This is a genomic window from Streptomyces sp. UC4497, assembly GCF_054871485.1.
The window spans coordinates 1-25,093 of sequence record NZ_JBTYHB010000003.1 but is presented as its reverse complement, the minus strand read 5'-3'; the positions used below and the strand labels follow the sequence as shown (position 1 = coordinate 25,093).

Genomic DNA, 25,093 nt, shown 5'->3' with positions numbered 1-25,093 from the left:
ATTCTTCTTTGACCTGTGAAAGGTTGAAAAGCCATACACATGGCTCCAGAGCCCGCCTGCCCCCGCCGGACCAGCGCAAACACAAAAAAGTGCCGGTCGAGAAGAATCTCGACCGGCACTCCGTGAGTGTCCGAGGGGGGACTTGAACCCCCACGCCCGATAAAGGGCACTAGCACCTCAAGCTAGCGCGTCTGCCATTCCGCCACCCGGACAAGGTGAGCGTCGCGTGACGGGGCGTTCCCCGCGGCGACACCTCAACAATACCAAGGTTTCGGAGTGGCTTTCACCTGCGTATTGGTGCACTCCCGAACACGGAGGGTTACTTCTTGATGCCGATGCCCTTCGGGTTCAGGTGGGCGATGTGACCGCTCTCCGTACCGGCCGACGGGTCGATCACGCAGTCGATGAGCGCGGGGCCGCCGGAGGCGATCGCCTCGGTGAGGGCGGCCGTGACCTCGGCGGGCGTGGTGGCCCGGTAGCCCTTGCCGCCGAAGGACTCGATCATCTGGTCGTGCCGGGCCGCGCTCATCAGCGTCGTGGGCGCGGGGGCGTCGCCGATCACCTCGTCGCCCCGGTAGACACCGCCGTTGTTCATGATCACGGTGACGACCGGCAGGTTGTAGCGGCAGATCGTCTCCAGCTCCATGCCGCTGAAGCCGAAGGCGCTGTCGCCCTCGATGGCGACGACGGGCGCCCCGCCGCTCTCGACCGCGGCCGCGATCGCGTAGCCCATGCCGATACCCATGACGCCCCAGGTTCCGGAGTCGAGGCGGCGGCGCGGGTGGTGCATGTCGATGACGTTGCGGGCGATGTCGAGGGTGTTGGCGCCCTCGTTCACGATGTACGTCTCCGGGTGCTGGTGGACGACGTCGCGGACCGCCTTGAGCGCGCCCATGAACTGCATGGGGTGCGGGTCGGCCTCCAGGCGCTTGGCCATCTTGGCGACGTTCTGCTCCGAGCGGGCCGCGAGCTCCTCGCGCCAGGCGGTCGGCGCCGCGATCTGGCCGGGCTTGGTGCGGTCGGCGAGCTGGTCGAGGACGGACTCGATGTCGCCGACCAGGGGCGCCGCGATGGGCTGGTTGGAGTCCATCTCCCTCGCCTCGATGTCGACCTGGATGAACTTCGCGTCCGGGTTCCAGCCGCGCTCACCGTGGTTGAGCAGCCAGTTCAGGCGGGCGCCGACCAGCATGACGACGTCGGCCTTCTTCAGGGCGAGGGAGCGGGCCGTCGCCGCCGACTGCGGGTGGTCGTCGCGCAGCAGGCCCTTCGCCATCGACATCGGTACGTACGGGATGCCCGTCGACTCGACGAGGTGCCGGATCTTGTCGTCCGCCTGCGCGTAGGCGGCGCCCTTGCCGAGGACGATCAGGGGGCGCTCCGCGTTCTCCAGGAGGTCGATCGCGCGGTCCACGGCCTCGGGGGCGGGCAGCTGGCGCGGCGCCGGGTCGACCAGGCGGGAGAGGGTCCGCTCCCCCTCCCCCTTGTCCATGACCGCGCCGAGGACCGCCGCCGGGATGTCGAGGTAGACGCCGCCGGGGCGGCCGGAGACCGCGGTGCGCAGGGCGCGGGCGATGCCGCGGCCGATGTCCTCGACGCGGCTGACACGGTAGGCGGCCTTCACGAAGGGCTGGGCCGCGGCGAGCTGGTCCATCTCCTCGTAGTCGCCCTGCTTGAGGTCGACGAGGTGGCGCTCGCTGGAGCCGGAGATCTGCACCATCGGGAAGCAGTTGGTGGTGGCGTTGGCGAGGGCGACCAGGCCGTTGAGGAATCCGGGGGCCGAGACGGTCAGACAGATGCCGGGCTTTTGGGTGAGGTAGCCGGCGATCGCGGCGGCGTGACCGGCGTTGGACTCGTGGCGGAAGCCGATGTAGCGGATGCCCTCGGCCTGCGCGAGGCGGGCCAGGTCCGTCACCGGGATGCCCACCAGGCCGTAGATGGTGTCGACGTCGTTCTTCTTCAGGGCGTCGACGACGAGGTGGTAGCCGTCGGTGAGCTCGGCCGGCGCGTCGGCTCCTGCCGCGGCCTCGGCGGTCTGTTCAGCGGTCGAGTCAGCGGTCATGATCCGGGTTCCTCCTTGGACGGGTCCCTGCCGGTGCGCCTCATGCGCGTACGGCCGGTGCGGCTCCTGTTCTCACCTTCGACAGGCTGCGGCGCCCCGTCCAAGACCCATCGGCTTCCAGGCGATAAATGGCGTCTATCGAGAGTCAAGCGTGCGTCAAATCCCCTGCTGGGTGCGGCCGTTCGGACTTCATAAGCAGCTGCTATCGGGTGTTCGTGAGTGCGTATTGGACGTGCGCGGCCGCTGACCGCACGCTCGCTGAGGATGGGAGGTGGAAGGCATGGCCACGTCGGCCCTGACCGTCACGGGGCTCGCCGATCTCCTCGACCGGCAGGCTCGTGCGCGGCCCCACGCTCCCGCGCTCCTCGCCACCGGCCGGTACGGTGACGAGCGGGTTCCCCTGTCGTACGAGGCGTTGGACGCGCTCGCGGAGCAGGAGGCTGGGCGGTTCGCTGCCGCGGGTCTGGGGGCGGGTGATGTGCTCGGGATCGTCGCGGGGAACACCGTCGAGTTCGTAGGCGCGCTGCTCGGGGCGGCTCGCGCGGGGGTGGTCGTCGCTCCCTTGGATCCGGGGTTGTCGGATGCCGAACTGCGTTTGCGAGTCGGCGATTTGGGGGCGAGCGCCGTGCTCGGCGGCGACGGGGTCATCGGCGTTGATGCCGGCGCCCGGCGTCGTGCAGGGAAGGAGGACGCGCTCGTCCTGTTCACCGCCGGAGCCACGGGTCGCGCCCGCATGGTGCCGCTCACGCACGCCAATGTCGCGGCGTCCGTCAACAACATCTGTGCCACCTACGCATTGGGGCCCGACGACGCGACCGTCGCGGTCATGCCGTTCTTCCACGGGCACGGGCTCTTCGCCTCGCTCCTGTCCACGCTGGCCAGCGGAGGGTGTGTGCTGCTGCCGGCAGTCGGGCGGTTCTCGGCCGAGACGTTCTGGGCGGATCTGCGGGCGGCGGGGGCGAGTTGGTTCACGGCGGTGCCGACGATCCACGAGGCGCTGCTCGATCGCTCGTCGGAGGCCGCCGACGTTGGCGCGCCCCCGCCGCTGCGGTTCGTTCGCAGTTGTGGCGCGCCGCTCAACGCCGCGTCCCAGCGGGCCCTTGAGCGGATGTTCGGCGCGCCGCTGCTGTCCGCGTACGGGATGACCGAGGCCGCGCACCAGATCGCCAGCGAGCCACTGCCGGAGCGCGGGCCGCTCAAGCACGGCACGGTGGGGCGGGCGACCGGGGTGCGGCTGCGGATCGTCGACCAGGACGGGAGGGTGTGTCCGGCCGGGGTGCGGGGTGAGGTGTGGGTGTCCGGCCCGACCGTGACGGGTGAGGGATGGTTGCGCACGGGGGATCTGGGGTCGCTCGACGAGGACGGGTACCTGTCGTTGACCGGGCGGATCAAGAGCCTCATCGTGCGGGGTGGGCGGAAGATCTCGCCCGAGTACGTGGAGGATGTGCTGGCCGGGTGTCCGTCGGTGGCGGAGGCGGCGGTGTTCGCGGTGGGTGCGGAGCGGATCGGGGCCGCGGTGGTGGTGCGTGGGGAAGAGTGTGTGGGCGCGGAGGACGTGTTGCGGTACTCGCGGGAGCGGTTGGCCGCGGCGGCGGTGCCGGACCGGATCGTTTTCGTGTCCGCCCTGCCGCGGACGGCGCAGGGTGGGTTGGATCGGTTGGCCGTGCGGGAGCGGTACGGGTGAGTGGACGTCTCTGGGCGCTGCCCGGGGCCCCGCGGGCCTGGTCCCTAAGCGGGGCTCAATTTGCCGGGACCCTCTGGTCGAAGACCTGGTCCAGGTTCAGCGCCGTCGCCGCGCTCACGAACGCCCGTGCCGCCACCGAACCCGGGGTTCCCGCGTGGATGGCCACCGAGACCTGGGCGCCCGCCTCCGGGTCGATCAGTGGCAGCGCTCGCGTGCGGCCGTCCACCGGCATTGCGCGCAGCCACGTGTGGGGAACGACGCTGGCCCAATCGCCGCCGCCCACATGTGCGTACAAGGAGGCGATGGAGTCGGTCTCGACCTGGGGAGTGACTTCCAGGCCCTTGTTCGCGAAGACCTTGTCGATGATCTGGCGGATGCGCATGTCGGGGGTCAGCAGTGCCAGCGGGAGTTGCGCCGCGTCCGCCCAAGTGAGGCTGTTCGTACGGGATTTGAACTGGTCGTCCGAGACCAGGAGCATGTAGCGCTCCTGGTAGAGGGGGACCACTTGCAGGCCCTCCTGGTCGTCCGGGTCGAAGTGGGCGATGGCCACGTCGAGTTCGAAGTCGCGGAGTTGGCGGTGGAGTTCCTTCGTGGAGAGGCGCGAGCGGACCTGGACCTTCGCCAAGGGGTGTGCCGAGCAGAAGGCGCCCACCGGGAGGGCCAGCGTGGTGGATGCCGTGGGGTCGGTGCCGAGGCGGAGTGTGCCCGTGATGCCGGACTGGACGGCCGCGACCTCCGCCTTGAACGCGTCCTGCTCCGCGAGGATGCGTTTCGCCCACACCACCAGGCGCTCGCCCTCCGGGGTGAGGCCCTGGTAGTTGTGGCCGCGGTTGATCAGCGTGACGTTCAGTTCGCGTTCCAGCTTGGCTATCGCCGCGGAGAGCGCGGGCTGGGAGACGTAGCAGGACTCGGCGGCGCGGGCGAAGTGCCGCTCGCGCGCCACCGCCACGAAGTACTCCAACTGCCGGAACAGCATGTACGTCTCCTCTGCCACGTGATCTTCATCCGTAGCGTGCTACGGCAGCACGGTGCGTGCCAATAGGTCGGTCGCCGCGTGGATCGCACGCAGCGTGGGTGCCTCGGCCCCGGTGATGTCGGCCATTTCCACCACCGCTGTCACGATGGCGTCCAACTCCAGTTGCTTGCCTGCTTCCAGGTCCTGGAGCATGGATGTCTTGTGGGCTCCTACGCCCTCTGCGCCGCGCAGGCGTTTCTCGATGGAGATCTCGGGTGTTGAGCCGACGCGGGCGGCGATGTCGAGGATCTCCTCCATGACGCGGGCGACCATGGTGCGCGTCAGCGGGTGGCGGCACATGTCGGTCATGGTGGCCCGGGTCAGCGCGCTGATCGGGTTGAAGGCCGCGTTGCCCATGAGCTTGATCCAGATGTCGTCGCGCAGGTTCTGCTCGACGGGGCACTTGAGGCCGCCCGCGACCATGGCCTCGCTCAGCTCCGTGCACCGCCGCGACACATCGCCACTCGGCTCCCCGATGGAGAAGCGGGTGCCTTCCAAGTGCCGTATGACGCCCGGGGATTCGATGACCGTGGCCGGGTAGACCACGCAGCCGATCGCGCGCTCGGGCGGCAGCACCTTGCTCGTCGCACCGCCCGGGTCGACCGCCTCGATGCGCCGGCCCTCGTAGGGGCCGGTCAGCTTGTGGAAGTACCACCACGGGACGCCGTTCTGCCCGGCCACCAGCGCGGTGTGCTCGCCGAGCAGCGGCGCGACGAGCGACCCGCACGACGGGTACGAGTGGGCCTTGAGGCCGAGGAACACATAGTCCACGGGCCCGATCTCGTTCGGGTCGTCGGTGGCGTGCGGGTGGGCGGTGAAGTCGCCGCGCGGGCTGAGCACGCGGACGCCTTCGGCCTGGATGGCGCGCAGATGGTCCCTGCGGGCGACGAGGTGCACGTCCGCGCCGCCGCGGTGCAGGGCCGCGCCGACGTATGCGCCGATGGCTCCGGCGCCGACAACTGCGATCTTCATCGTGGTGCCTCCTGGGTTCGAGGGTGTGGAGGTACGTGCACATGTGCCGTCGGCTGCCGCACCCACGCGCCGCACAGCACGGGGGTGCCCGATGACATCACGTACGGAGATGCAGGAATGGGCGCGGCCGCCGCGCGTGCCCTGTCGCGCGGCGGCCGCTGGGAAGGTGGCCCGGGGAGGGCCTCAGCGCATGAGCTTCACGGCCGCGACGACGAGCGGGTCGAAGCCGTCCGCTCCGTCGTCCACGAGTGCGTAGAGCCGCTGCCGCATCCTCGGGTCCCAGAACTTCGTGACGTGTCCGGCGATCGCCTCGGCCGCCGCCGCGTCCGACAGATGGCCCTGGTTCGCGGCGATGTCGTTCGCCATCCGACGCTCGGCCGGGACGGTGCCCGCCATGTCAGTCCACCACCGTGACGAGTTCGTCCGCCGCCTCGCGGGCGGCCCGGGCCTTCGGCGCGAGGCCGACCTGCACGGCCGTGACCTTGTACTCCGGGCAGTTGGTCGCCCAGTCGGAGTTCTCGGTCGTCACCACGTTCGCGCCCGTCACCGGGTGGTGGAACGTGGTGTAGACGACACCAGGTGGCATCCGGTCGGAGATCTGCGCGTGCAGCGTCGTCGCACCGACGCGGCTGGACATCGTGACGAGGTCGCCGTCGGTGATGCCGCGCTCCTCCGCGTCGTGCGGGTGCACCTCCAGGATGTCCTCGGGGTGCCAGGCGACGTTGCCGGTGCGGCGGGTCTGCGCGCCGACGTTGTACTGACTGAGGATGCGACCCGTGGTGAGGACCAGCGGGAAGCGCCGCGTGCTGCGTTCGTTGGTCGGCACGTAGGAGGTGACCGCGAACTTGCCCTTGCCGCGGGTGAAGGAGTCCACGTGCATGGTCGGTGTGCCCTCGGGGGCCTGCTCGTTGCACGGCCACTGGATGCTGCCGAGCTTGTCGATGAGGTCGAAGGAGACACCCGCGAACGTCGGGGTGACCGACGCGATCTCGTCCATGATCTGCGACGGGTGGTCGTAGTCCATGGCGTAGCCCATGGCGGTGGCGATCTCGCACACGATCTGCCACTCGTGCTTCCCGGACTTCGGCGGCATCACCGACCGCACCCGGTTGACGCGCCGCTCGGCGTTGGTGAACGTGCCGTCCTTCTCCAGGAAGGAGGCGCCGGGCAGGAAGACATGGGCGAACTTCGCCGTCTCGTTGAGGAACAGGTCCTGGACCACGACGAGTTCCATGGCTGCGAGGGCCGCCGTGACGTGCTGGAGGTTCGGGTCCGACTGGGCGATGTCCTCGCCGTGCACGAACAGGCCGCGGAAGTCGCCTTCGATCGCCGCGTCGAACATGTTGGGGATGCGCAGGCCGGGATCCGGGAGCAGGTCCCGGCCCCACAGGTTCTCGAAGACACCACGCACCGCGTCGTCGGAGATGTGCCGGTAGCCGGGCAGTTCGTGCGGGAAGGAGCCCATGTCGCAGGAGCCCTGTACGTTGTTCTGCCCGCGCAGCGGGTTGACGCCGACGCCGTCGCGGCCGATGTTGCCGCAGGCCATCGCCAGGTTGGCCATTCCCATGACCATCGTCGAGCCCTGGCTGTGCTCGGTGACACCGAGGCCGTAGTAGATGGCGCCGTTGCCGGCGGAGGCGTAGAGGCGGGCCGCCGCGCGCAGGTCGGCGGCCGGGACGCCGCTGATCTCCTCCGTCGCCTCGGGGCTGTTCTCCGGGCGGGCCACGAACGCGGCCCACTCCTCGTACCCCTCGCAGCGTTCCGCGACGAAGTTCTCGTCGACGAGGCCCTCCGTGACGACGACGTGCGCCATCGCGTTGACGACGGCGACGTTCGTGCTGGGTCGGAGCTGGAGGTGGTGCTGCGCCTCGATGTGCGGGGAGCGCACCAGGTCGATGCGGCGCGGGTCGACGACGATCAGCTTGGCGCCCTCGCGCAGGCGGCGCTTCATCCGGGAGGCGAACACCGGGTGTCCGTCGGTGGGGTTGGCGCCGATGACCATGATGACGTCGGCCTCGGCGACGGACCGGAAGTCCTGGGTGCCGGCCGATTCGCCGAACGTCTGCTTGAGCCCGTAGCCGGTCGGCGAGTGGCAGACGCGGGCGCAGGTGTCGATGTTGTTGTTGCCGAAGGCGGCGCGGACCATCTTCTGGACGACATACACCTCTTCGTTGGTGCAGCGGGAAGAGGAGATGGCGCCGATGGAGCCGGAGCCGTACCGGCCCTGGATCTCCTGGAAGCGGCGGGCCACCGTGCCGATCGCCTCGTCCCACTCGACCTCGCGCCACGGGTCGGTGATGCGCTCGCGGACCATGGGCTTGAGCTTGCGGTCGGGGTGGGTGGCGTAGCCGAAGGCGAAGCGGCCCTTGACGCAGGAGTGGCCCTCGTTGGCGCCGCCGTCCTTGTGGGGGACCATGCGGACGAGTTCGTCGCCGCGCAGCTCGGCCTTGAACGAGCAGCCGACACCGCAGTACGCGCATGTGGTGACGACGGACCGCGTCGGCATGCCGAGGTCAACTACCGACTTCTCCTGGAGAGTTGACGTCGGGCAGGCCTGGACGCAGGAGCCGCAGGACACGCACTCGGAGTCCATGAACAACTCGCCCGCGCCCGCAGACACCTTCGACTCGAAGCCGCGCCCCTCGATGGTCAGCGCGAACGTGCCCTGTGTCTCGTCGCAGGCGCGCACACACCGCGAGCAGGCGATGCACTTGGACGGGTCGAAGTCGAAGTACGGGTTGGAGGTGTCCTTCTCGGCGTCGAGGTGATTGGCACCCTCGTAGCCGTAGCGGACCTGGCGCAGGCCCACCACGCCTGCCATGTCCTGGAGTTCGCAGTCCCCGTTGGCGGGGCAGGTGAGGCAGTCGAGGGGGTGGTCGGAGATGTAGAGCTCCATGACGCCCTGGCGGAGCTTCTCCACCTTCGGGGTCTGCGTCTTCACCGACATGCCGTCCGTGCACGGTGTCGTACAGGACGCGGGGGTGCCGCGCCGGCCGTCGATCTCGACGACGCACAGCCGGCAGGAGCCGAAGGCCTCCAGGCTGTCGGTGGCGCACAATTTCGGTACCTCGATGCCGGCCTCGGCGGCCGCCCGCATGACGGACGTGCCCTCGGGGACCATCACCTGTTGTCCGTCGATCTCCACCGAGACCGTGGCCGCTCCGGGGCGTTCCGGAGTGCCGAAGTCGGGTTCCTTCAGAAGCGTCATGCCTGGCCCTCCGTTCGAGCGTTGCCCCGCTGTACGGGGTGGATCTCCAGGAGCCGACGGTCGCCGCGGGCGACGAAGTCGTCGGCGAAGTGCGCGAGGGCGCTGCGTACGGGCATCGGCGTAAGACCGCCCATGGCACACAGTGAACCATCGGTCATCAGCTCGCACAGGTCCTCGAGCAGCGCGAGATTCTCGTCCTGCTGCTCACCGGCCACGATCCGGTCGATGACCTCGACGCCGCGCACCGAACCGACCCTGCAGGGCGTGCACTTGCCGCAGGACTCCTCGGCGCAGAACTCCATCGCGAAGCGGGCCTGCGCCGCCATGTCGACGGTGTCGTCGAAGACGACCACGCCGCCGTGCCCGAGCATCGCCCCGGCCTCCGCGAGCGCCTCGTAGTCCATCGGCACGTCGAACTGCGCCTCCGGCAGATACGCGCCGAGCGGCCCGCCCACCTGCACGGCGCGCGCGGGCCGGCCGCTCAGTGTGCCGCCGCCGTAGTCCTCGATGAGCTCGCGCAGGGTGATGCCGAAGGCGGTCTCGACGATGCCGCCGCGCTTGATGTTGCCGGCGAGCTGGAAGACCTGGGTGCCGCGGGAGCGGCCGACGCCGAGGTCCTGGTAGGCCTTGGCGCCGTCGGCGAGGACGACGGGGACGGTGGTGAGGGTGAGGACGTTGTTCACCACGGTCGGCCTGCCGAACAGGCCCTCGATCGCGGGGATCGGGGGTTTCGCGCGGACCATGCCGCGCTTGCCCTCCAGGCTCTCCAGCATGGAGGTCTCCTCGCCGCAGATGTACGCGCCGGCGCCGACCCGGATGTGCAGGTCGAAGTCGAGCGAGGAGCCGAGGATGCCCGCGCCGAGCCAGCCGCGCCCGCGCGCGATGTCGATCGCGGTGTTCATGGTGGCGATGGCGTCGGGGTATTCGGAGCGGATGTATATGTAGCCCTCGCGCGCGCCGACGGCGTGGGCGGCGATCGTCATGCCCTCGATGAGCAGGAAGGGGTCGCCCTCCATGACCATGCGGTCGGCGAAGGTGCCGCTGTCGCCCTCGTCGGCGTTGCAGCAGATGAACTTGATGTCGTCGGCGCAGTCGAGCACCGTCTTCCACTTGATGCCCGCCGGGAAGCCTGCGCCGCCGCGACCGCGAAGCCCGGAGTCGGTGACCTCGGTGATGACGTCGGCGGGCTCCATCTCCAGGGCCGCGCGCAGTCCTTGCAGTCCGCCGTTTGCCTCGTAGTCCTCGGGCGAGAGCGGGTCGGTGATGCCGACGCGGGCGAAGGTGACGCGGTTCTGCCGTGCCAGCCAAGGGAGTTGGTCGACCGGGCCGAGTCGCAGCGGGTGCTCTGCACCGTCGAGCATTCCGGCGGCGAGGAGGTCGGGGACGTCTTCGGGGGTGACCGGGCCGTATCCGATGCGGCCCTCGGGGGTCGCGACCTCGACGAGGGGTTCGAGCCAGAGCAGTCCGCGCGAGCCGTTGCGGATGACATCGACGCCGAACCCGCCCTCGATAGCGGCGAGTTGGAATTGATGCGCCACCTCGTCGGCGCCGACGGAGCGGGCCGCCGCGTCGCGCGGGACGTACACAGGATTCATGTTCTCCGAAGTCACTTTTCACACCGTCCCGTTGAGGATCGCGCCGAGCCGGGCCGGGGTCACACGCCCGTGCAGCCGGCCGTTCGCCTCCACCGAGGGGCCGAGCGCGCAGTTGCCGAGACAGAAGACCTGCTCGACGGTGACACCGCCGTCGGCGCTCGTTTCGCCGAGCGTCAAGCCCGACTCCCGTACGTGGCCCAGCAGGCGGTCGGCGCCCAGGGCCTGGCAGGCTTCGGCGCGGCAGATGCGGACGGTGGAGCGACCCGCCGGCTCGCGGCGGAAGTCGTGGTAGAAGGTCACCACTCCGTGGATGTCGGCCCGCGAGAGGTTGAACTCGTCGGCGAGGACGGGGATCGCCTCCTGCGGTACGCACCCCAACTCGGCCTGCACGGCGTGGAGTACGGGCAGCAGTGCGCCGCGCTCGCCACGGTGCGCGGCCGCCGCCCTTCTGACCACGCCCTCGACCGACACGTCCGTCCCGCTGGTCGTCATGATCGATCCGCCTTCCGTCATGCGGGTCTCCGGCGCGGGTGCAGGAGACCCCAGCACTACCCCATACAGACTTCTGTATACAGAAGCCCGGTGTAAAGAAGCGGGACGAGATCGAGCGGAGTCGATCGGCCGACTTCCGTACACCGGGCGGTCGTTCACGAGGCCGCGAGCGCGGGCTCCTGGTCCGATTGGTCCGTCACGGCGGCCAGTCCGGTCAGCCACGGCAGCACCACATCGCGCACCAGCCGGTCGCCCTCCCCGTCCGCCCCGAGCAGGGCCGAGGCGGGTACGCGCACCGGGTCGGCGCAGACCGTCGAGGTCGAACTGCCGCTCGGTCCGGGACCTGCCACCCGGGCCGGCACGTACAGATCGGGAGCGTGCGCGGGGACCAGCCACAAGCTCTGCCGGTCCGGGCCGGCCCCGGGCGCCCGGCTCGACCAGAGGTAGCTGTCGGCCTCGCCCGCGGCGACGACATGCCGCTTGCGTCCGCGCAGGGTGACGACCTCGCCCGCCCGTCGCGCCACGGACTCCGGCCCGTCCTCGTCGAGGGCGAGTGAGCACAGGTGTCGTCCGGCGGCGATCTCGGCACGTACCCAGGTGCCGCCGTACACCTCCAGGACGGCGACCGCCGCATAGTGCGAGCGAAGCACTGCCGCGGCGGCCGGGCAGACGCGGGCGACATGCCCCACGACGTCGGCGGCCTCCGTCAACCCCCGTCCGCCGCCGCCGAGTTCGGGAGCGACGGTGAGACCGAGCAGCCCGGCGCGGCCGAGCGCGGTGACGCCGGAGCGGGGGAACTTGCCTTGCATGCGGGCCGGTTCGCCGCCAAGGGCGACGGCACCGGTCAGGACGTGTGCGAGTGCGGTGCGGTACGACACGGGGCGACCCCCTCGTCAGCTGAACGACTCAGCAATTGCATACAGTATTCCGGTTCCCCCTCCGCGCCACCAGAGGCGCGGAGGGCCGAATTTCGACCGGGCAGGGCTACGCGGCGATCTCCCGCAACAGCCCCGTCGTCACGTCGAAGACGAACCCGCGGACGTCGTCGGTGTGCGGCAGGAACGGCGACGTGCGCACCTTCCGCAGGGACTGCCGCACATCCTGGTCGACGTCGGTGAAGCCCTCCACCGCCCATGTCGGCCGCTGCCCGACCTCGCGTTCCAGCTCGTGCCGGAACTCCTCGGTCAGCGACTGCAGTCCGCAGCCGGTGTGGTGGATCAGCACCACGCTGCGGGTGCCGAGCGCCCGCTGACTGATGGCCAGCGAGCGGATGGTGTCGTCGGTGACCACACCGCCCGCGTTGCGGACGGTGTGGCAGTCGCCGAGCCCCAGGCCGAGCGCCGCGTGCAGGTCGATCCTGGCGTCCATGCAGGCGACCACGGCCACTTCCAGAACCGGACGGGCGTCCATACCGGGATCGGTGAACGCCGCGGCATACCGTTCGTTCGCCTCGACGAGGCGGTCGACCACGGTGCCGTCCATCTCAGATGACGCCCTGTTCGGCGAGTTGCGCCAACTCAGCCGGATCCAGGCCGAGTTCGTCGGCGTAGATGTCACTGTTGTGCTCGCCCAGGAGCGGGGAGCCGGAGATGGTGGTCGGTGAGTCGGAGAGCTTGAGCGGGTTGCCGACCGTCATGTACGAGCCGCGCCCGGGGTGCTCGACCTCGACGACCATCTCGTTGGAGACCAGCGACTCGTCCTCGATGATCTCCTTGGTGGAGAGGATCGGGCCGCAGGGAATGTTGTGGGCGTTGAGCCGGTCGAGGACCTCCCACTTGGGAAGCGTCGACGACCACTCCTCGATCAGCTGGAACATCTTGTTGAGCTTCGGGAGACGTGCCTCCGGGGTCGACCACTCCGGGTCGTCCGCCATCTCCGGCCGACCTATCAGCTCGGCTATCGGCTTCCAGCCCACCGGCTGAACGATCACGTACACGTAGTCGTTGGGTCCGCCGGGCGCGCACTTGACGGCCCAACCGGGCTGTCCGCCGCCGGAGGCGTTGCCGGAACGCGGCACCTCGTCGCCGAAGTCCTCGTTCGGGTACTCGGCCAACGGGCCGTGGGTGAGGCGCTGTTGGTCGCGCAGCTTCACGCGGCACAGGTTGAGCACGGCGTGCTGCATGGCGACGTTGACGCGCTGTCCGCGCCCGGTGTTCTCGCGCTGGAACAGGGCCGCCAGGATGCCGGCGACCGTGTGGATCCCCGTACCCGAGTCACCGATCTGCGCACCCGTGGCCGTCGGCGGTCCGTCCTCGAAGCCCGTGGTGGCCATCGAACCGCCCATGGCCTGGGCGACGACCTCGTAGGCCTTGAAGTTGGTGTACGGGCCCTTGCCGAAGCCCTTGATGGAGGCGTAGATAATGCGGGGGTTGATCTCCTGGATGCGGTCCCAGGTGAAGCCCATCCGGTCCACCGCGCCCGGGCCGAAGTTCTCCACCATGACGTCCGAGCGGCGGATCAGCTCCGTGAGGATCTCCTTGCCGCGGTCGCTCTTGGTGTTGAGGGTGATGCTCCGCTTGTTGGAGTTGAGCATCGTGAAGTAGAGGGAGTCGACGTCCGGGACGTCACGCAGCTGCTTGCGCGTGATGTCACCGGTCGGCGCCTCCAGTTTGACGACGTCCGCACCCAGCCACGCGAGCAACTGCGTTGCTGACGGGCCCGACTGAACGTGCGTCATATCGAGGACTCGCACGCCCTCAAGAGCCTTGGTCATGATCGACACCCCACCTCTCGCTTGCGCGTCAGGAGCTAGAAGACCGGCACATACCAATGTTCATACAGTATCCGTCGACTGTATGCAATCCTCTGCGACAGCATTCCCCCGCCGCCGGTCGCCCGGTCCGCTACCTGGCGCGCTGGTGGTACGACGTGCGCGTGTGCTCGGTGTGCGCGCGCATGACCTGCGCCGCCCGGCTCTCGTCCCTGGCAGCGAGCGCGGCGATCAGCTCGCGGTGCTCCGCCCAGGACTGGTGGCCGCGCTGCCGCGCCACCGGTGTGTAGTACCAACGCACCCGGCGGTCGACCTGCGCGGCCAGCTCCGCGAGGACCTCGTTCGCCGCCAACTCCATGACGGCGCCGTGCAGTTGCGCGTTGAGCGCGACCGCCGCCTCCACGTCGTCCGCCGCGACCGCCCGCTCCCCCGCCTCGCACAGCTCCTCCAGCGCGGCGACGGCGACGGCATCGGCCTTGCCCGCGGCGAGCCGGACGGCCTCGGTCTCCAGGAGCTGGCGGACCTTCAGGAGCTGGTCCGCCTCGTCCTCGGTCGGCTCGTGCACGAACGCGCCCTGCGCGGGCCGCAGATCGACCCATCCCTCGGTGCTGAGCCGCTGCAACGCCTCCCGTACGGGCTGCCTCGACACCCCCAGCTGCGCGGCGAGTTCCGTCTCGACGAGGTGCGCGCCGGGCGGCAGGGTGCGGGTGATGATGAGTTCGAGGAGTGCGCCGTAGACCCGCTCACGCAGCGGTCCCGGCCGGTCCAGTCTGGGTACCGCACCCTGCGGCAGTCCTGCGGTCGGCAACATCGGGGCCCCTTCCGTCCTGCGTCCACGGTGTCTCAACCCACGCTTCTCGCATGGGGATTGTCGTAGTTCTTGCCGAGGGCTGTCCCAGCCTGTACACAATATCCCGTCGACACATCGTGTGCGCGGGGCGGGCGAGAACTCGCCCCGCGGCACGGCGGCGGGGTTCACGTGCGACGGGGAGCGCCCCCTGCGTCGCGCGGGACCCCGCCGCAGCTGCGTCAGGGCATCAGGTGGTAGTCCGGGAAGTTGCCCGGCAGCCGCTCCCCCGACGGCCCTTCGGTGACCGCGCGGACCAGGAGTTCGCCGCCCACGAACGCGCCGCGCCACGACGCCCCGAACCCGCCGAACAGCTCGTCACGGTCCCCGCGCGAACGCGGCTTGCCGTGGCCGACCTTGAACGCCCGGATCTGCGGCGTGAGCCGCTCGTACGTCGCCTCGTCGTCGGTGGACAGGGTGGCTACCAGGGCGCCGTTGGAGGCGTTCATCGCCGCGAGGAGTTCCGCTTCCGTGTCGACGAGCACGATGGTGTCGACCGGGCCGAACGGCTCGGCGTGGTGCAGCGGCGAGGACGGCGGCGGGCCGAGGAGCGTCACCGGGTGCACGTACGCGCTGGTGTCCTGGCCCGGCAGGAACAGCGCCGGGTCGGCCGTGGAGCGGTGCAGCGGGACGGCGCCGCGGTCGATCGCCTCGGCGACCTGGTCGTGCAGCTCCTTGGCCTTCGCCGCGTTGATGAGCGGCCCGAAGTCGAGTGCCGGGTACGGGTCTTCGGGGTGTTCGACGGCCAGCGGGTGGCCGACGCGCAGGGTGCGTACGGCGGGCAGGTACGCGGCGAGGAACGCGTCGAAGGCCTCGCGCTGCACGACGAACCGCGGGTAGGCGGTGCAGCGTTGCTTCCCGTAGTCGAAGAGCTTGGGGATGGCGGCCGTCAGCTTGTCCCAGTCGGTGAAGTTCCAGATGCCCCAGGTGTTGAGGCCCTCCTGTTCCAGGATGTGCCGCTTGCCGAGGTCGGCGACGTCCGTGGCGACCGCCGCGCCCGTGTCCCGGCCGCCGACGAAGGACACGCAGCCGATCTCCGGCGCCCGCACGAGCGCCTCGGAGAGCTGCCCGCCGCTGCCGCTGACCAGGGTGACCGGGATGCCCTCGCGGGCGGCCAGCGCGCAGGCCAGAGTGAGACACGAGACGCCGCCGTCGGTCGGCGTCTTGGCGATGACGGCGTTGCCGGCCAGGGCCTGGACCAGCATGGCGTGCACGAGCACGCTCATCGGGTAGTTCCAGCTGGCGATGTTCGACACGGGTCCGGCCAGCGGGGTGCGCTCGCCGAGGATCTCGTCGATTCCGTCGACGTACCAGCGCACGCCGTCGATGGCGCGGTCCACGTCGGCCTGCGCGAGGCGCCACGGCTTGCCGATCTCCCAGACGAGAAGCAGGGCCAGGAGTTCGCGGTGCTCGGTGAGGGCGTCGAGGGTCGCGGCGACGCGGGCGCGCCGCTCGGGAAGGGGGATGTGCCGCCAGGCGCGGTGCTGGTCGAGGGAAGCACGTACGGCCTGGTGGGCGGTGTCGGCGTCGAGGCGGGGCGGGCCCGCGATGGGGCTGCCGTCGACGGGGCTGGTGGCGGGCAGGGCGCGGCCGTCGGCCTGCCAGGCGCCGTTCCACAGGTTCAGGACGCGGTCGTCTTGGAAGGCCTCGGGGGCGACGGCGAGGCAGCGCTGCCAGGCGTCGGACCAGGAGGTGTTCGCCTTGAGGGTGGTTGCCATTGTTCGGTCTCCGCTCACGGTGCACAGTCGGGGCGGTGTACTTCATGGCTGGTGGTGCTGTGGACGGGAGGTGCCCAACGGACACCTCCCGTATGCCAAGAGCCTTGTACGGATGGCCAGTTGATGCCTATGAGAAGCGTCACTGCCCGTCGGCGAGGCGGTCCAGGACGAGCTGCGCCGTCTCTGTAGGTGTCGAGCCGACGCGGACGCCGACCGCTTCGAGCGCCTCCTTCTTGGCCGCTGCCGTACCCGAGGAGCCGGAGACGATGGCGCCGGCGTGCCCCATCGTCTTGCCCTCGGGGGCGGTGAATCCGGCGATGTAGCCGACGACCGGTTTGGTGACGTGCTCGCGGATGTGGACTGCGGCCCGTTCCTCCGCGTCGCCGCCGATCTCCCCGATGAGCACGATGAGTTCGGTCTCGGGGTCGGCCTCGAACGCTTCGAGGCAGTCGATGTGCGTGGTGCCGATGACGGGGTCGCCGCCGATGCCCACACACGTCGAGAAGCCGATGTCGCGCAGCTCGTACATGAGTTGGTAGGTGAGGGTGCCGGATTTGGAGACGAGGCCGATGCGGCCCGGCTTGGTGATGTCGGCCGGGATGATGCCCGCGTTCGAGGCGCCGGGCGAGATGAGGCCCGGGCAGTTGGGCCCGATGATGCGGGTGCCCTTCCGCTTCGCGTACGCCTGGAAGGCGACGGCGTCGTGCACCGGGATGCCCTCCGTGATGACGACGGCGAGCGGGATGCCCGCGTCGGCCGCCTCGATGACGGCGCCCTTGGCGAAGGCCGGCGGCACGAAGACGACGGTGACGTCGGCTCCGGTGGCGGCCATGCCCTCGGCGACGCTGCCGAAGACGGGGACGTCGCGGCCGTCGAGGTCGACGCTGCGCCCTGCCTTGCGGGGGTTGACGCCGCCGACGACGTTGGTGCCCGCCTGGAGCATGCGGCGGGTGTGCTTCATGCCCTCGGCGCCGGTCATGCCCTGGACGAGGACCTTGCTCTCCTGGGTCAGGTAGATGGCCATGTCCCGGCTCCTTAAAGGGGGTTGGAGGTGAGGGCGAGTTCGGCGGCCTGGCGTGCGGCGCCGTCCATGGTGGTGGCCTGTGCCACCAGGGGGTGGGCGCGCTCTTCGAGGATGGTCCGGCCGCGTGCCGCGTTGTTCCCGTCGAGGCGGACGACGAGCGGTTTGGTCAACTGGACGCTTTCCAGGGCCTGGACGATGCCGTCGGCGACCGCGTCGCAGGCGGTGATGCCGCCGAAGACGTTGACGAAGACGGACTTTACGGCCGGGTCGGAGAGGATGACGTCGAGCCCGTCGGCCATGATCTGCGCGGAGGCGCCGCCGCCGATGTCGAGGAAGTTGGCGGGCCTGGCACCGCAGCCCGCGACCACGTCGAGGGTGGACATGACGAGCCCGGCGCCGTTGCCGATGATGCCGACCTCGCCGTCGAGCTTCACATAGTTGAGCCCCTTGGCCGCCGCCCTGGCCTCCAGCGGTTCCTCGTGCGCGGCTTCCTGCTCACCCCAACGTGCGTTGCGGAAGCGGGCGTTGTCGTCGAGGGTCACCTTGCCGTCGAGCGCGAGGATCTGCCCCTGCGCGGTGCGCACGAGCGGGTTCACCTCGACGAGCACCGCGTCCTCGCGGGTGAGGACCTCCCACAGGCGGACGAGGACGTCGACGGTCTGCGGCGGCAGCCCTGCCGCCTCCGCGATGCGCGCCGCGACGGCCGAGGTGACGCCGACGGCCGGGTCGATCGGGATCCGGGCCACGGCCTCGGGCCGGGTGGCGGCGACCTCCTCGATCTCCATGCCGCCCTCGGCGGAGGCGATGGCGAGGAAGGCGCCGGCCGCGCGGTCGAGGACGTAGGAGACGTAGAACTCGGTCTCGATGTCGACTGGTTGGGCCAGCATCACCTTGCGCACGGTGTGGCCCTTGATGTCCATGCCGAGGATCTGGCGCGCCGTCAGTTCGGCGGCGGCCGGGTCGGCGGCGAGCTTGACACCGCCTGCCTTGCCGCGCCCGCCCGTCTTGACCTGCGCCTTGACGACGACGCGGCCGCCGAGGCGGCGGGCGAACTCCCGCGCCTCCTTGGCGGATTCGGTGACTTCGGCCCGCGGGACGGGGATGCCGTGCTCCGCGAACAGGTCCCTCGCTTGGTGTTCGTACAGGTCCATTTGCGGCTCCTGTCTCGGTTCCTGCTTCAGCCGCTGATTCGGCTAAGGAAAGGAAAAGTGCTGCACGCCCCCTGGACACCATCCACGCAATGCGGGATACCAGTTTTCATACAGTATTCGGCGACTGTATGCAATGTACGAGCCGACGGTGGACCGACCGTGGAACCGACCGTGGACCAGTAGCGAGGTGAGTCGTTCGTGACCAAGGCACTCGAGGGTGTGCGCGTCCTGGACATGACCCATGTCCAGTCAGGCCCATCCGCCACGCAGATGCTGGCGTGGCTGGGTGCGGACGTCGTCAAACTGGAGGCGCCGACCGGTGACATCACACGCAAGCAGCTGCGTGACATCCCGGACGTCGACTCCCTCTACTTCACGATGCTCAACTGCAACAAGCGGAGCATCACCCTCAACACCAAGACAGAGCGCGGCAAGGAGCTGCTGACCGAACTGATCCGCCGCTCCGACGTGCTGGTGGAGAACTTCGGCCCCGGAGCCGTCGACCGGATGGGCTTCACCTGGGACCGCATCCAGGAGATCAACCCCCGCATCATCTACGCCTCCATCAAGGGCTTCGGCGAGGGCCCGTACACCAACTTCAAGGCCTACGAGGTCGTCGCCCAGGCCATGGGCGGCTCCATGTCGACCACGGGCTTCGAGGACGGACCACCCCTCGCGACGGGTGCGCAGATCGGCGACTCGGGCACGGGCATCCACACGGTCGCCGGCATCCTGGCCGCCCTGTTCCAGCGCGAGAACACCGGGCGCGGGCAGCGCGTCAACGTCGCCATGCAGCACGCCGTGCTCAACCTGTGCCGCGTCAAGCTGCGCGACCAACAGCGCCTCACCCACGGCCCGTTGGCGGAGTACCCCAACGAGGACTTCGGCGACGAGGTCCCGCGCTCCGGCAACGCCTCGGGCGGCGGACAGCCCGGCTGGGCCGTCAAGTGCGCACCCGGCGGACCCAACGACTACGTCTACGTCATCGTCCAGCCGGTCGGCTGGAAGCCGATCACCGAGCTGATCGGACGGCCCGAACTGGCCGAGGACGCCGACTGGGCCACGCCCGAGGCGCGCCTCCCGAAGCTCAACAAGATGTTCCAGCTCATCGAGGAGTGGTCGTCCACCCTCCCCAAGTGGGAGGTCCTCGACCGGCTCAACGCCCACAACATCCCCTGCGGCCCGATCCTCTCCACCAAGGAGATCATCGAGGACGAGTCGCTGGTCTCCAACGAGATGGTCGTCGAGGTTCCGCACTCGCAGCGCGGCTCCTTCAAGACCGTCGGTTCCCCTCTCAAGCTCTCCGACTCCCCCGTCGACGTCACCGCCTCCCCGCTGCTCGGCGAGCACAACGCGGAGGTATTCATCGGTGAACTCGGCCTCGGGGACGAAGAGTTGCGTCTGCTCAAGTCGAACGGAGTGATCTGATTGATGGCCGAGGAACGTGAGCTCAAGGTACGGGCGCTGCTCGATGCCGTGCGGGCCGAGGGACGTACAGCGCTCACCGCGCCCGAGGGGAAGGTGATCGCCGACGCGTACGGGATCGCCGTCCCCGGCGAGGAGCTCGCGACCGATGCCGACCAGGCGGTGGCGGCCGCGGCCCGCTTCGGTGGACCCGTGGTGCTGAAGATCGTGTCGCCCGACATCCTGCACAAGACCGACGCCGGCGGCGTCATCGTGGGCGTGGAGGGCGAGGCCGCCGTACGGGAGGCGTACCAGCGGATCGTCGACAACGCGTACGCGTACGCGGCCGATGCCCACATCACCGGCATCCAGGTGCAGGAACTGCTGCCCACCGGGCCCGACACCCAGGAGGTCATCGTCGGGTCCGTCACCGACCCGACCTTCGGCAAGGTCGTCGCCTTCGGGCTCGGCGGCGTCCTGGTCGAGGTGCTCAAGGACGTCACCTTCCGGCTCGCGCCGGTGACGGAGGACGAGTCCCTCGACATGCTCGACTCCATCAAGGCGGCGGAGGTGCTGCGCGGGGTGCGCGGCGCCAAGGGCGTCGACCGGGAGGCGCTGGCCGAGCAGATCCGCCGGGTGTCCCAACTGGTCACGGAGTTCCCGGAGATAGCCGAGGTCGACCTCAACCCGGTGATCGCGACGCCGAAGGGCGCGCTCGCCGCCGACATCCGCGTCATCCTCGCCGAGGGCGAGACGAAGCAGCGGCGCACCTACACCCGCGAGGAGATCCTGACCTCGATGCGGCGGCTGATGGAGCCGTGCTCCGTCACCGTGATCGGTGCCTCGAACGAGCAGGGCAAGATCGGCAATTCGGTGATGCGCAACCTCATCGACGGCGGCTTCTCCGGCGAGATCCACCCGGTGAACCCGAAGTCCGACGACATCCTGGGCCGCAAGGCGTACAAGAGTGTCACGGACGTGCCCGGCGACGTGGACGTGGCGATCTTCGCGATCCCCGCGAAGTTCGTGGCATCGGCCCTGGAGGAGGTGGGCCGCAAGGGCATTCCCAACGCGGTCCTCATCCCCTCCGGGTTCGCCGAGACCGGCGAGCACGAGCTCCAGGACGAGATCGTCGCGATCGCCGAGCGCTACGGCACCCGCCTCCTCGGCCCGAACATCTACGGCTACTACTCGACGTGGCAGGACCTGTGCGCCACGTTCTGCACGCCGTACGACGTGAAGGGCGGCGTCGCCCTGACCAGCCAGTCCGGTGGCATCGGCATGGCCATCCTGGGCTTCGCCCGCACCACGAAGACGGGTGTCTCGGCGATCGTCGGGCTCGGCAACAAGTCGGACCTCGACGAGGACGACCTGCTCACGTGGTTCGGCGAGGACCCCCACACCGACTGCATCGCGATGCACTTGGAGGACCTCAAGGACGGTCGCGCCTTCGTGGCGGCCGCGCGCGAGACCGTGCCGAAGAAGCCGGTCGTGGTCCTGAAGGCGGGGCGTACGGCGGCGGGCGCCAAGGCGGCCGGTTCGCACACGGGCGCGCTCGCGGGCGACGACGCCGTGTACGACGACATCCTCAAGCAGGCCGGTGTCATCCGGGCGCCCGGCCTCAACGACATGCTGGAGTACGCGCGGGCGCTGCCGGTGCTGCCGACCCCCAAGGGCGACAACGTCGTGATCATCACGGGGGCCGGTGGCTCGGGTGTGCTGCTCTCGGACGCCGTGATGGACAACGGGCTCGAACTGATGGAGATCCCGGCCGACTTGGACGCCGCGTTCCGGAAGTTCATCCCGCCGTTCGGCGCCGCGGGCAACCCCGTCGACATCACGGGCGGCGAGCCCCCGTCGACGTACGAGGCGACGATCCGGCTCGGCCTTGAGGATCCGCGGATCCACTCGCTGGTGCTCGGCTACTGGCACACCATCGTCACCCCGCCCATGGTGTTCGCGGAGGTGACGGCGCGCGTCGTCCAGGAGTTCAGGGAGCGCGGCATCGAGAAGCCCGTGGTGGCCTCGCTGGCCGGCGACGTCGAGGTCGAGGAGGCGTGCCAGTACCTCTTCGACCGGGGTGTCGTCGCGTATCCGTACACGACCGAGAAGCCCGTCGCGGTGCTCGGCGCCAAGTACAAGTGGGCCCGCGCGGCGGGGAAGTTGGGGGGCGGTCGATGACGTAGGCGACCGACGGATCCGGTCGGCGGTGTGCGCCGACCGGACCCAGGCCCCGTGCGCACACGAAAGAAATTTGGACAGGGGGCGCTGCCCAGATCTTTCGACGCAAGGGAAACGATCGACATGACAACAACCGATCTGCCGAGTTCCGTCCCCTACAGGGAGGTGACGGACGCCAACGGCCGGATGTACCGCGTTGGCGAGAGCGACATCGACATCATGGGTCGCGGGCGCAAGTGGATGGTCATCCTGCCCTGGGTGGGCATGATGGGCATCTCGTCCGCGGAGTACGCGTTCGCGTCCGCCGAGGACACACTGCACACCGCGCACCATTGGAACAGCGGACACATCTTCTGGATGATGACCGTCTGGGTGTTCTTCCAGGCGGCCGTGGCCATGCCCGCGGGCAGGCTCCGGGAGAGCGGCAAACTGCCGGCCCGCTGGGCCATGATGCTCGGCGCCGTGGGCACCTTCCTCGGCTATCTGTCGCTGGCCTTCGCACCGCACGTCATCGTCGCCTACATCGGCTTCAGTGTCTTCAGCGGTATGGGCGCCGGCATGGTGTACGCGACCTGCGTCAACATGGTCGGCAAGTGGTACCCGGAGCGCAGGGGCGGCAAGACGGGCTTCGTCAACGGCGGTTTCGCCTACGGCTCGGTCCCGTTCGTGTTCCTGTTCACCGGGTTCATGGACCTGACCAACTTCCGCTGGGTGCTGGTCTCGGTGGGTGTGCTGCTCGCCGCGATGGTCGCCGTCGCGGGCTCCTTCTTCAAGGACCCGCCGAAGAACTGGTGGCCGGCGAACATCGACCCGCTCAACCCTCCGGAGGACCCGCGGGCCCGCCGGTCGCTGGAGAAGAACCCGCCGGCCGTCAAGCAGTACACCCCCATGGAGGCATGGAAGACCGGCCGGGTCGCGCTGATGTGGTTCTGCCTGGCCTGTACGTCGGGTGTGAACATCTTCGGTATCGCCTTCCAGGTCGACATCGGCAAGGAAGCGGGCTTCGCGGGCGGAATCGTGGCCACCGCGATGTCACTCAAGGCGGTCGTCAACGGCACCGGTCGCGGTGTCATCGGCTGGCTCTCCGACCGGTACGGCCGCAAGCAGTGTCTGCTGGCGGTCTGCGTCATCCTGGGCCTCGCCCAGTTCGGCATCATCTGGTCGGCCTCCGAGCAGATGCTCGCGATGTTCCTGGTCTTCTCCGCGATCTCGGGATTCGGCGGTGGCGCGATCTTCCCGATGTTCGCGGCCCTGACCGCGGACTACTTCGGCGAGAACAACAACGCCACCAACTACGGCATGGTCTACAGCTCAAAGCTCGTCTCAGGGCTCGGCGCGGGCATGGGGTCCGTCGTCGTCGGCGCCTGGGGACACTCCGGGGCCTTCATCCTGGCCGGCTGCATCTCGTTCTTCGCCGGCTTCGTGGCCATCTTCCTGTCCCCGCCCGGTAGGCCCAAGAAGCGTGGGGTCCACCCCAACCCACAACCCCTTGGTGAGGAGATGGCTTGATATGACGGCGGAACCTGTCTCCGCTAGTAACACGGCACCGGCTTCGGGGAGCCGGTACCGAGAAATCACCGACGAGCACGGCCGGATCTATCGCGTCGGCGAGACCGACCGGGACATCCTCGGCCACTCCCGCAAGTTCATGGTGTACCTGCCGTGGGCCGCGATGATGGCCATCAGTGTCTTCGAGTACGCCTACGGCTCCGCCGAGGACACGTTGTCCTCCGCGCACGGCTGGACGCAGTCCAACACCTTCTGGATCCTGAGTGTCTGGGTGTTCTTCCAGGCAGGTGTGGCGTTCCCGGCCGGCTGGCTGCGGGAGAAGGGCATCATGCCGGCCCGTCGGGCCATGTACATCGGCGCCTTCATGTGCCTGTTCGGATTCCTGGCCCTGTCGCATCTGCACAATGTGTGGCTGGCCATCATCGGATTCGGCGTGATCGGCGGGCTCGGCTCCGGGTTCGTGTACGCGACCTGCATCAACATGGTCGGCAAGTGGTACCCCGAACGCAAAGGCGGCAGGACAGGTTTCGTCAACGGAGGCTTCGCCTACGGCTCGCTTCCGTTCATCTTCATCTTCAACTACGCCTTCGACACGTCGAACTACCACCGGGTGCTCGACATGATCGGCGTCTACGTGCTGATCGTGGTGCTGGTGTGTGCGTTCTTCTTCCGGGACCCGCCGAAGAACTGGTGGCCCTCGGACATCGACCCGCTGGCGAAGTCGGGCAACAGCAAGAGCCGGGCGGCACTGGAGAAGAACCCGCCGGCCGTCAAGCAGTACACCCCCATGGAGGCCATCAAGACGGGCCAGCTGCCGCTGATGTGGCTGAGCCTGGTCCTGACGGCAGGTGTGTCGATCTTCGGCATCTCCTTCCAGGTCGACTTCGCCAAGGAGGTCGGCTTCGGTCCGCTGGTCGCCGCGTCCTCGATGGGTGTCATGGCGGTCATCAACGGTGTCGGCCGCGCGGTGGTCGGCTGGATGTCGGACCTGTGGGGCCGCAAGGCGAGCCTGATCCTCGTGATCGTCGTCCTCGGCCTGGCCCAGTTCGGCATCATCTGGGCGGGCGACGTCCGCAGCGAGTGGCTGTTCCTGGTCTTCGCGTTCCTGTCCGGCTTCGGTGGCGGCGCGTTCTACCCGATGTTCGCGGCGCTGACCCCGGACTACTTCGGGGAGAACTACAACGCCACCAACTACGGCCTGGTGTACAGCGGGAAGCTCATCAGCGGCCTGTTCGGCGGCGGACTCGGCTCGATGGTGGTCGGCGCCTGGGGCTACAACGGCGCGTACGCCCTGGCCGGCGGGATATCCATGCTGTCGGCGCTCGTGGCGCTGCTGCTGCGGCAGCCGGGGCGGAACGAGAAGGCGGTGTCCTTGACATGATCACGTAAGGCACTGATCCGCGCTGGTCACGTAAAGCGCATCGGTACGAGTTGAGTGGGGGGCGGGCCGGTGGGCGGGGCCCCCACCAATGGGGGGGGGGGGCGGGGGGGGGGGGGGGTGGGCCGGGGGGGGGGGGGGGGGGT

19 protein-coding genes and 1 tRNA gene are annotated in these 25,093 nt (G+C 69.3%); 5 read left to right on the top strand and 15 right to left on the bottom strand.

The window, feature by feature from the left end; all coding sequences use genetic code 11:
* Positions 1-127 precede the first annotated feature (127 nt).
* Together ACYSUO_RS05185 and oxc are read right to left on the bottom strand one after the other, a co-directional pair.
* Positions 128-212, bottom strand: a tRNA-Leu gene (locus tag ACYSUO_RS05185).
* Positions 213-319: 107 nt separating this feature from the next.
* Positions 320-2,059, bottom strand: coding sequence for an oxalyl-CoA decarboxylase (oxc, locus tag ACYSUO_RS05180; RefSeq protein WP_461774789.1), 1,740 nt, complete (start codon positions 2,057-2,059; stop codon positions 320-322).
* A 280-nt stretch (positions 2,060-2,339) separates the two neighbouring features.
* Between oxc and ACYSUO_RS05175 the strand changes: the two genes are divergently transcribed.
* Complete coding sequence (locus ACYSUO_RS05175; RefSeq protein WP_461774788.1) at positions 2,340-3,743, top strand: AMP-binding protein; 1,404 nt, start codon at positions 2,340-2,342, stop codon at positions 3,741-3,743.
* 55 nt (positions 3,744-3,798) lie between these two features.
* Here ACYSUO_RS05175 and ACYSUO_RS05170 read toward each other — a convergent pair whose 3' ends face one another.
* The 13 genes from ACYSUO_RS05170 to sucC form a co-directional block, all read right to left on the bottom strand.
* The gene (locus ACYSUO_RS05170; protein WP_461775165.1) at positions 3,799-4,719 is read right to left on the bottom strand and encodes a LysR family transcriptional regulator; all 921 of its coding nucleotides are present in this window, start codon (positions 4,717-4,719) and stop codon (positions 3,799-3,801) included.
* Between the two features lie 39 nt (positions 4,720-4,758).
* Positions 4,759-5,730: a 2-dehydropantoate 2-reductase gene (locus tag ACYSUO_RS05165; protein WP_461774787.1), complete on the bottom strand. Its 972-nt coding sequence runs from the start codon at positions 5,728-5,730 to the stop codon at positions 4,759-4,761.
* A 183-nt stretch (positions 5,731-5,913) separates the two neighbouring features.
* Entirely contained in the window at positions 5,914-6,126 is a 213-nt protein-coding gene (locus tag ACYSUO_RS05160) for a formate dehydrogenase subunit delta (RefSeq protein ID WP_266715524.1), read from the bottom strand.
* Between the two features lies 1 nt (position 6,127).
* Complete coding sequence (gene fdhF, locus ACYSUO_RS05155; RefSeq protein ID WP_461774786.1) at positions 6,128-8,938, bottom strand: formate dehydrogenase subunit alpha; 2,811 nt, start codon at positions 8,936-8,938, stop codon at positions 6,128-6,130.
* Complete coding sequence (locus ACYSUO_RS05150; RefSeq protein ID WP_461774785.1) at positions 8,935-10,533, bottom strand: formate dehydrogenase beta subunit; 1,599 nt, start codon at positions 10,531-10,533, stop codon at positions 8,935-8,937. The genes fdhF and ACYSUO_RS05150 overlap by 4 nt, the downstream gene beginning before the upstream one ends.
* Before the next feature lie 18 nt (positions 10,534-10,551).
* Complete coding sequence (locus ACYSUO_RS05145) at positions 10,552-11,046, bottom strand: NAD(P)H-dependent oxidoreductase subunit E (protein ID WP_461774784.1); 495 nt, start codon at positions 11,044-11,046, stop codon at positions 10,552-10,554.
* 134 nt (positions 11,047-11,180) lie between these two features.
* Positions 11,181-11,903 carry an acyl-CoA dehydrogenase family protein gene (locus ACYSUO_RS05140; RefSeq protein ID WP_461774783.1) on the bottom strand — a complete coding sequence of 241 codons (723 nt, stop codon included), beginning with the start codon at positions 11,901-11,903 and terminating at the stop codon, positions 11,181-11,183.
* 106 nt (positions 11,904-12,009) lie between these two features.
* Entirely contained in the window at positions 12,010-12,507 is a 498-nt protein-coding gene (locus ACYSUO_RS05135; protein WP_461774782.1) for a beta-class carbonic anhydrase, read from the bottom strand.
* Between the two features lies 1 nt (position 12,508).
* Positions 12,509-13,738, bottom strand: a complete 1,230-nt coding sequence (frc, locus tag ACYSUO_RS05130; RefSeq protein ID WP_461774781.1) for a formyl-CoA transferase — start codon at positions 13,736-13,738, stop codon at positions 12,509-12,511.
* Between the two features lie 130 nt (positions 13,739-13,868).
* Positions 13,869-14,543 carry a GntR family transcriptional regulator gene (locus ACYSUO_RS05125; RefSeq protein ID WP_461775164.1) on the bottom strand — a complete coding sequence of 225 codons (675 nt, stop codon included), beginning with the start codon at positions 14,541-14,543 and terminating at the stop codon, positions 13,869-13,871.
* Between the two features lie 221 nt (positions 14,544-14,764).
* On the bottom strand, positions 14,765-16,300 hold the full coding sequence (locus ACYSUO_RS05120; RefSeq protein ID WP_461774780.1) for an aldehyde dehydrogenase family protein: 1,536 nt from the start codon (positions 16,298-16,300) through the stop codon (positions 14,765-14,767).
* Positions 16,301-16,439: 139 nt separating this feature from the next.
* Entirely contained in the window at positions 16,440-17,324 is an 885-nt protein-coding gene (sucD, locus tag ACYSUO_RS05115; RefSeq protein ID WP_461774779.1) for a succinate--CoA ligase subunit alpha, read from the bottom strand.
* Positions 17,325-17,335: 11 nt separating this feature from the next.
* Positions 17,336-18,475: an ADP-forming succinate--CoA ligase subunit beta gene (gene sucC, locus ACYSUO_RS05110; RefSeq protein WP_461774778.1), complete on the bottom strand. Its 1,140-nt coding sequence runs from the start codon at positions 18,473-18,475 to the stop codon at positions 17,336-17,338.
* A 198-nt stretch (positions 18,476-18,673) separates the two neighbouring features.
* Here sucC and frc (ACYSUO_RS05105) point away from each other — a divergent pair, with 198 nt between their 5' ends.
* The 4 genes from frc (ACYSUO_RS05105) to ACYSUO_RS05090 all read left to right on the top strand — a co-directional run bounded on the left by frc (ACYSUO_RS05105) (position 18,674) and on the right by ACYSUO_RS05090 (position 24,950).
* A complete protein-coding gene (gene frc, locus ACYSUO_RS05105) occupies positions 18,674-19,903 on the top strand; it encodes a formyl-CoA transferase (RefSeq protein ID WP_461774777.1) in 1,230 nt (409 codons plus the stop codon).
* Positions 19,904-19,906: 3 nt separating this feature from the next.
* Entirely contained in the window at positions 19,907-22,060 is a 2,154-nt protein-coding gene (locus tag ACYSUO_RS05100; RefSeq protein WP_461774776.1) for an acetate--CoA ligase family protein, read from the top strand.
* Between the two features lie 123 nt (positions 22,061-22,183).
* Positions 22,184-23,569 carry an OFA family MFS transporter gene (locus ACYSUO_RS05095; protein WP_461774775.1) on the top strand — a complete coding sequence of 462 codons (1,386 nt, stop codon included), beginning with the start codon at positions 22,184-22,186 and terminating at the stop codon, positions 23,567-23,569.
* A 1-nt stretch (position 23,570) separates the two neighbouring features.
* Positions 23,571-24,950 (top strand): OFA family MFS transporter, encoded by a 1,380-nt coding sequence (locus tag ACYSUO_RS05090; protein WP_461774774.1) that lies wholly within the window; start codon positions 23,571-23,573, stop codon positions 24,948-24,950.
* Positions 24,951-25,093: the final 143 nt, after the last annotated feature.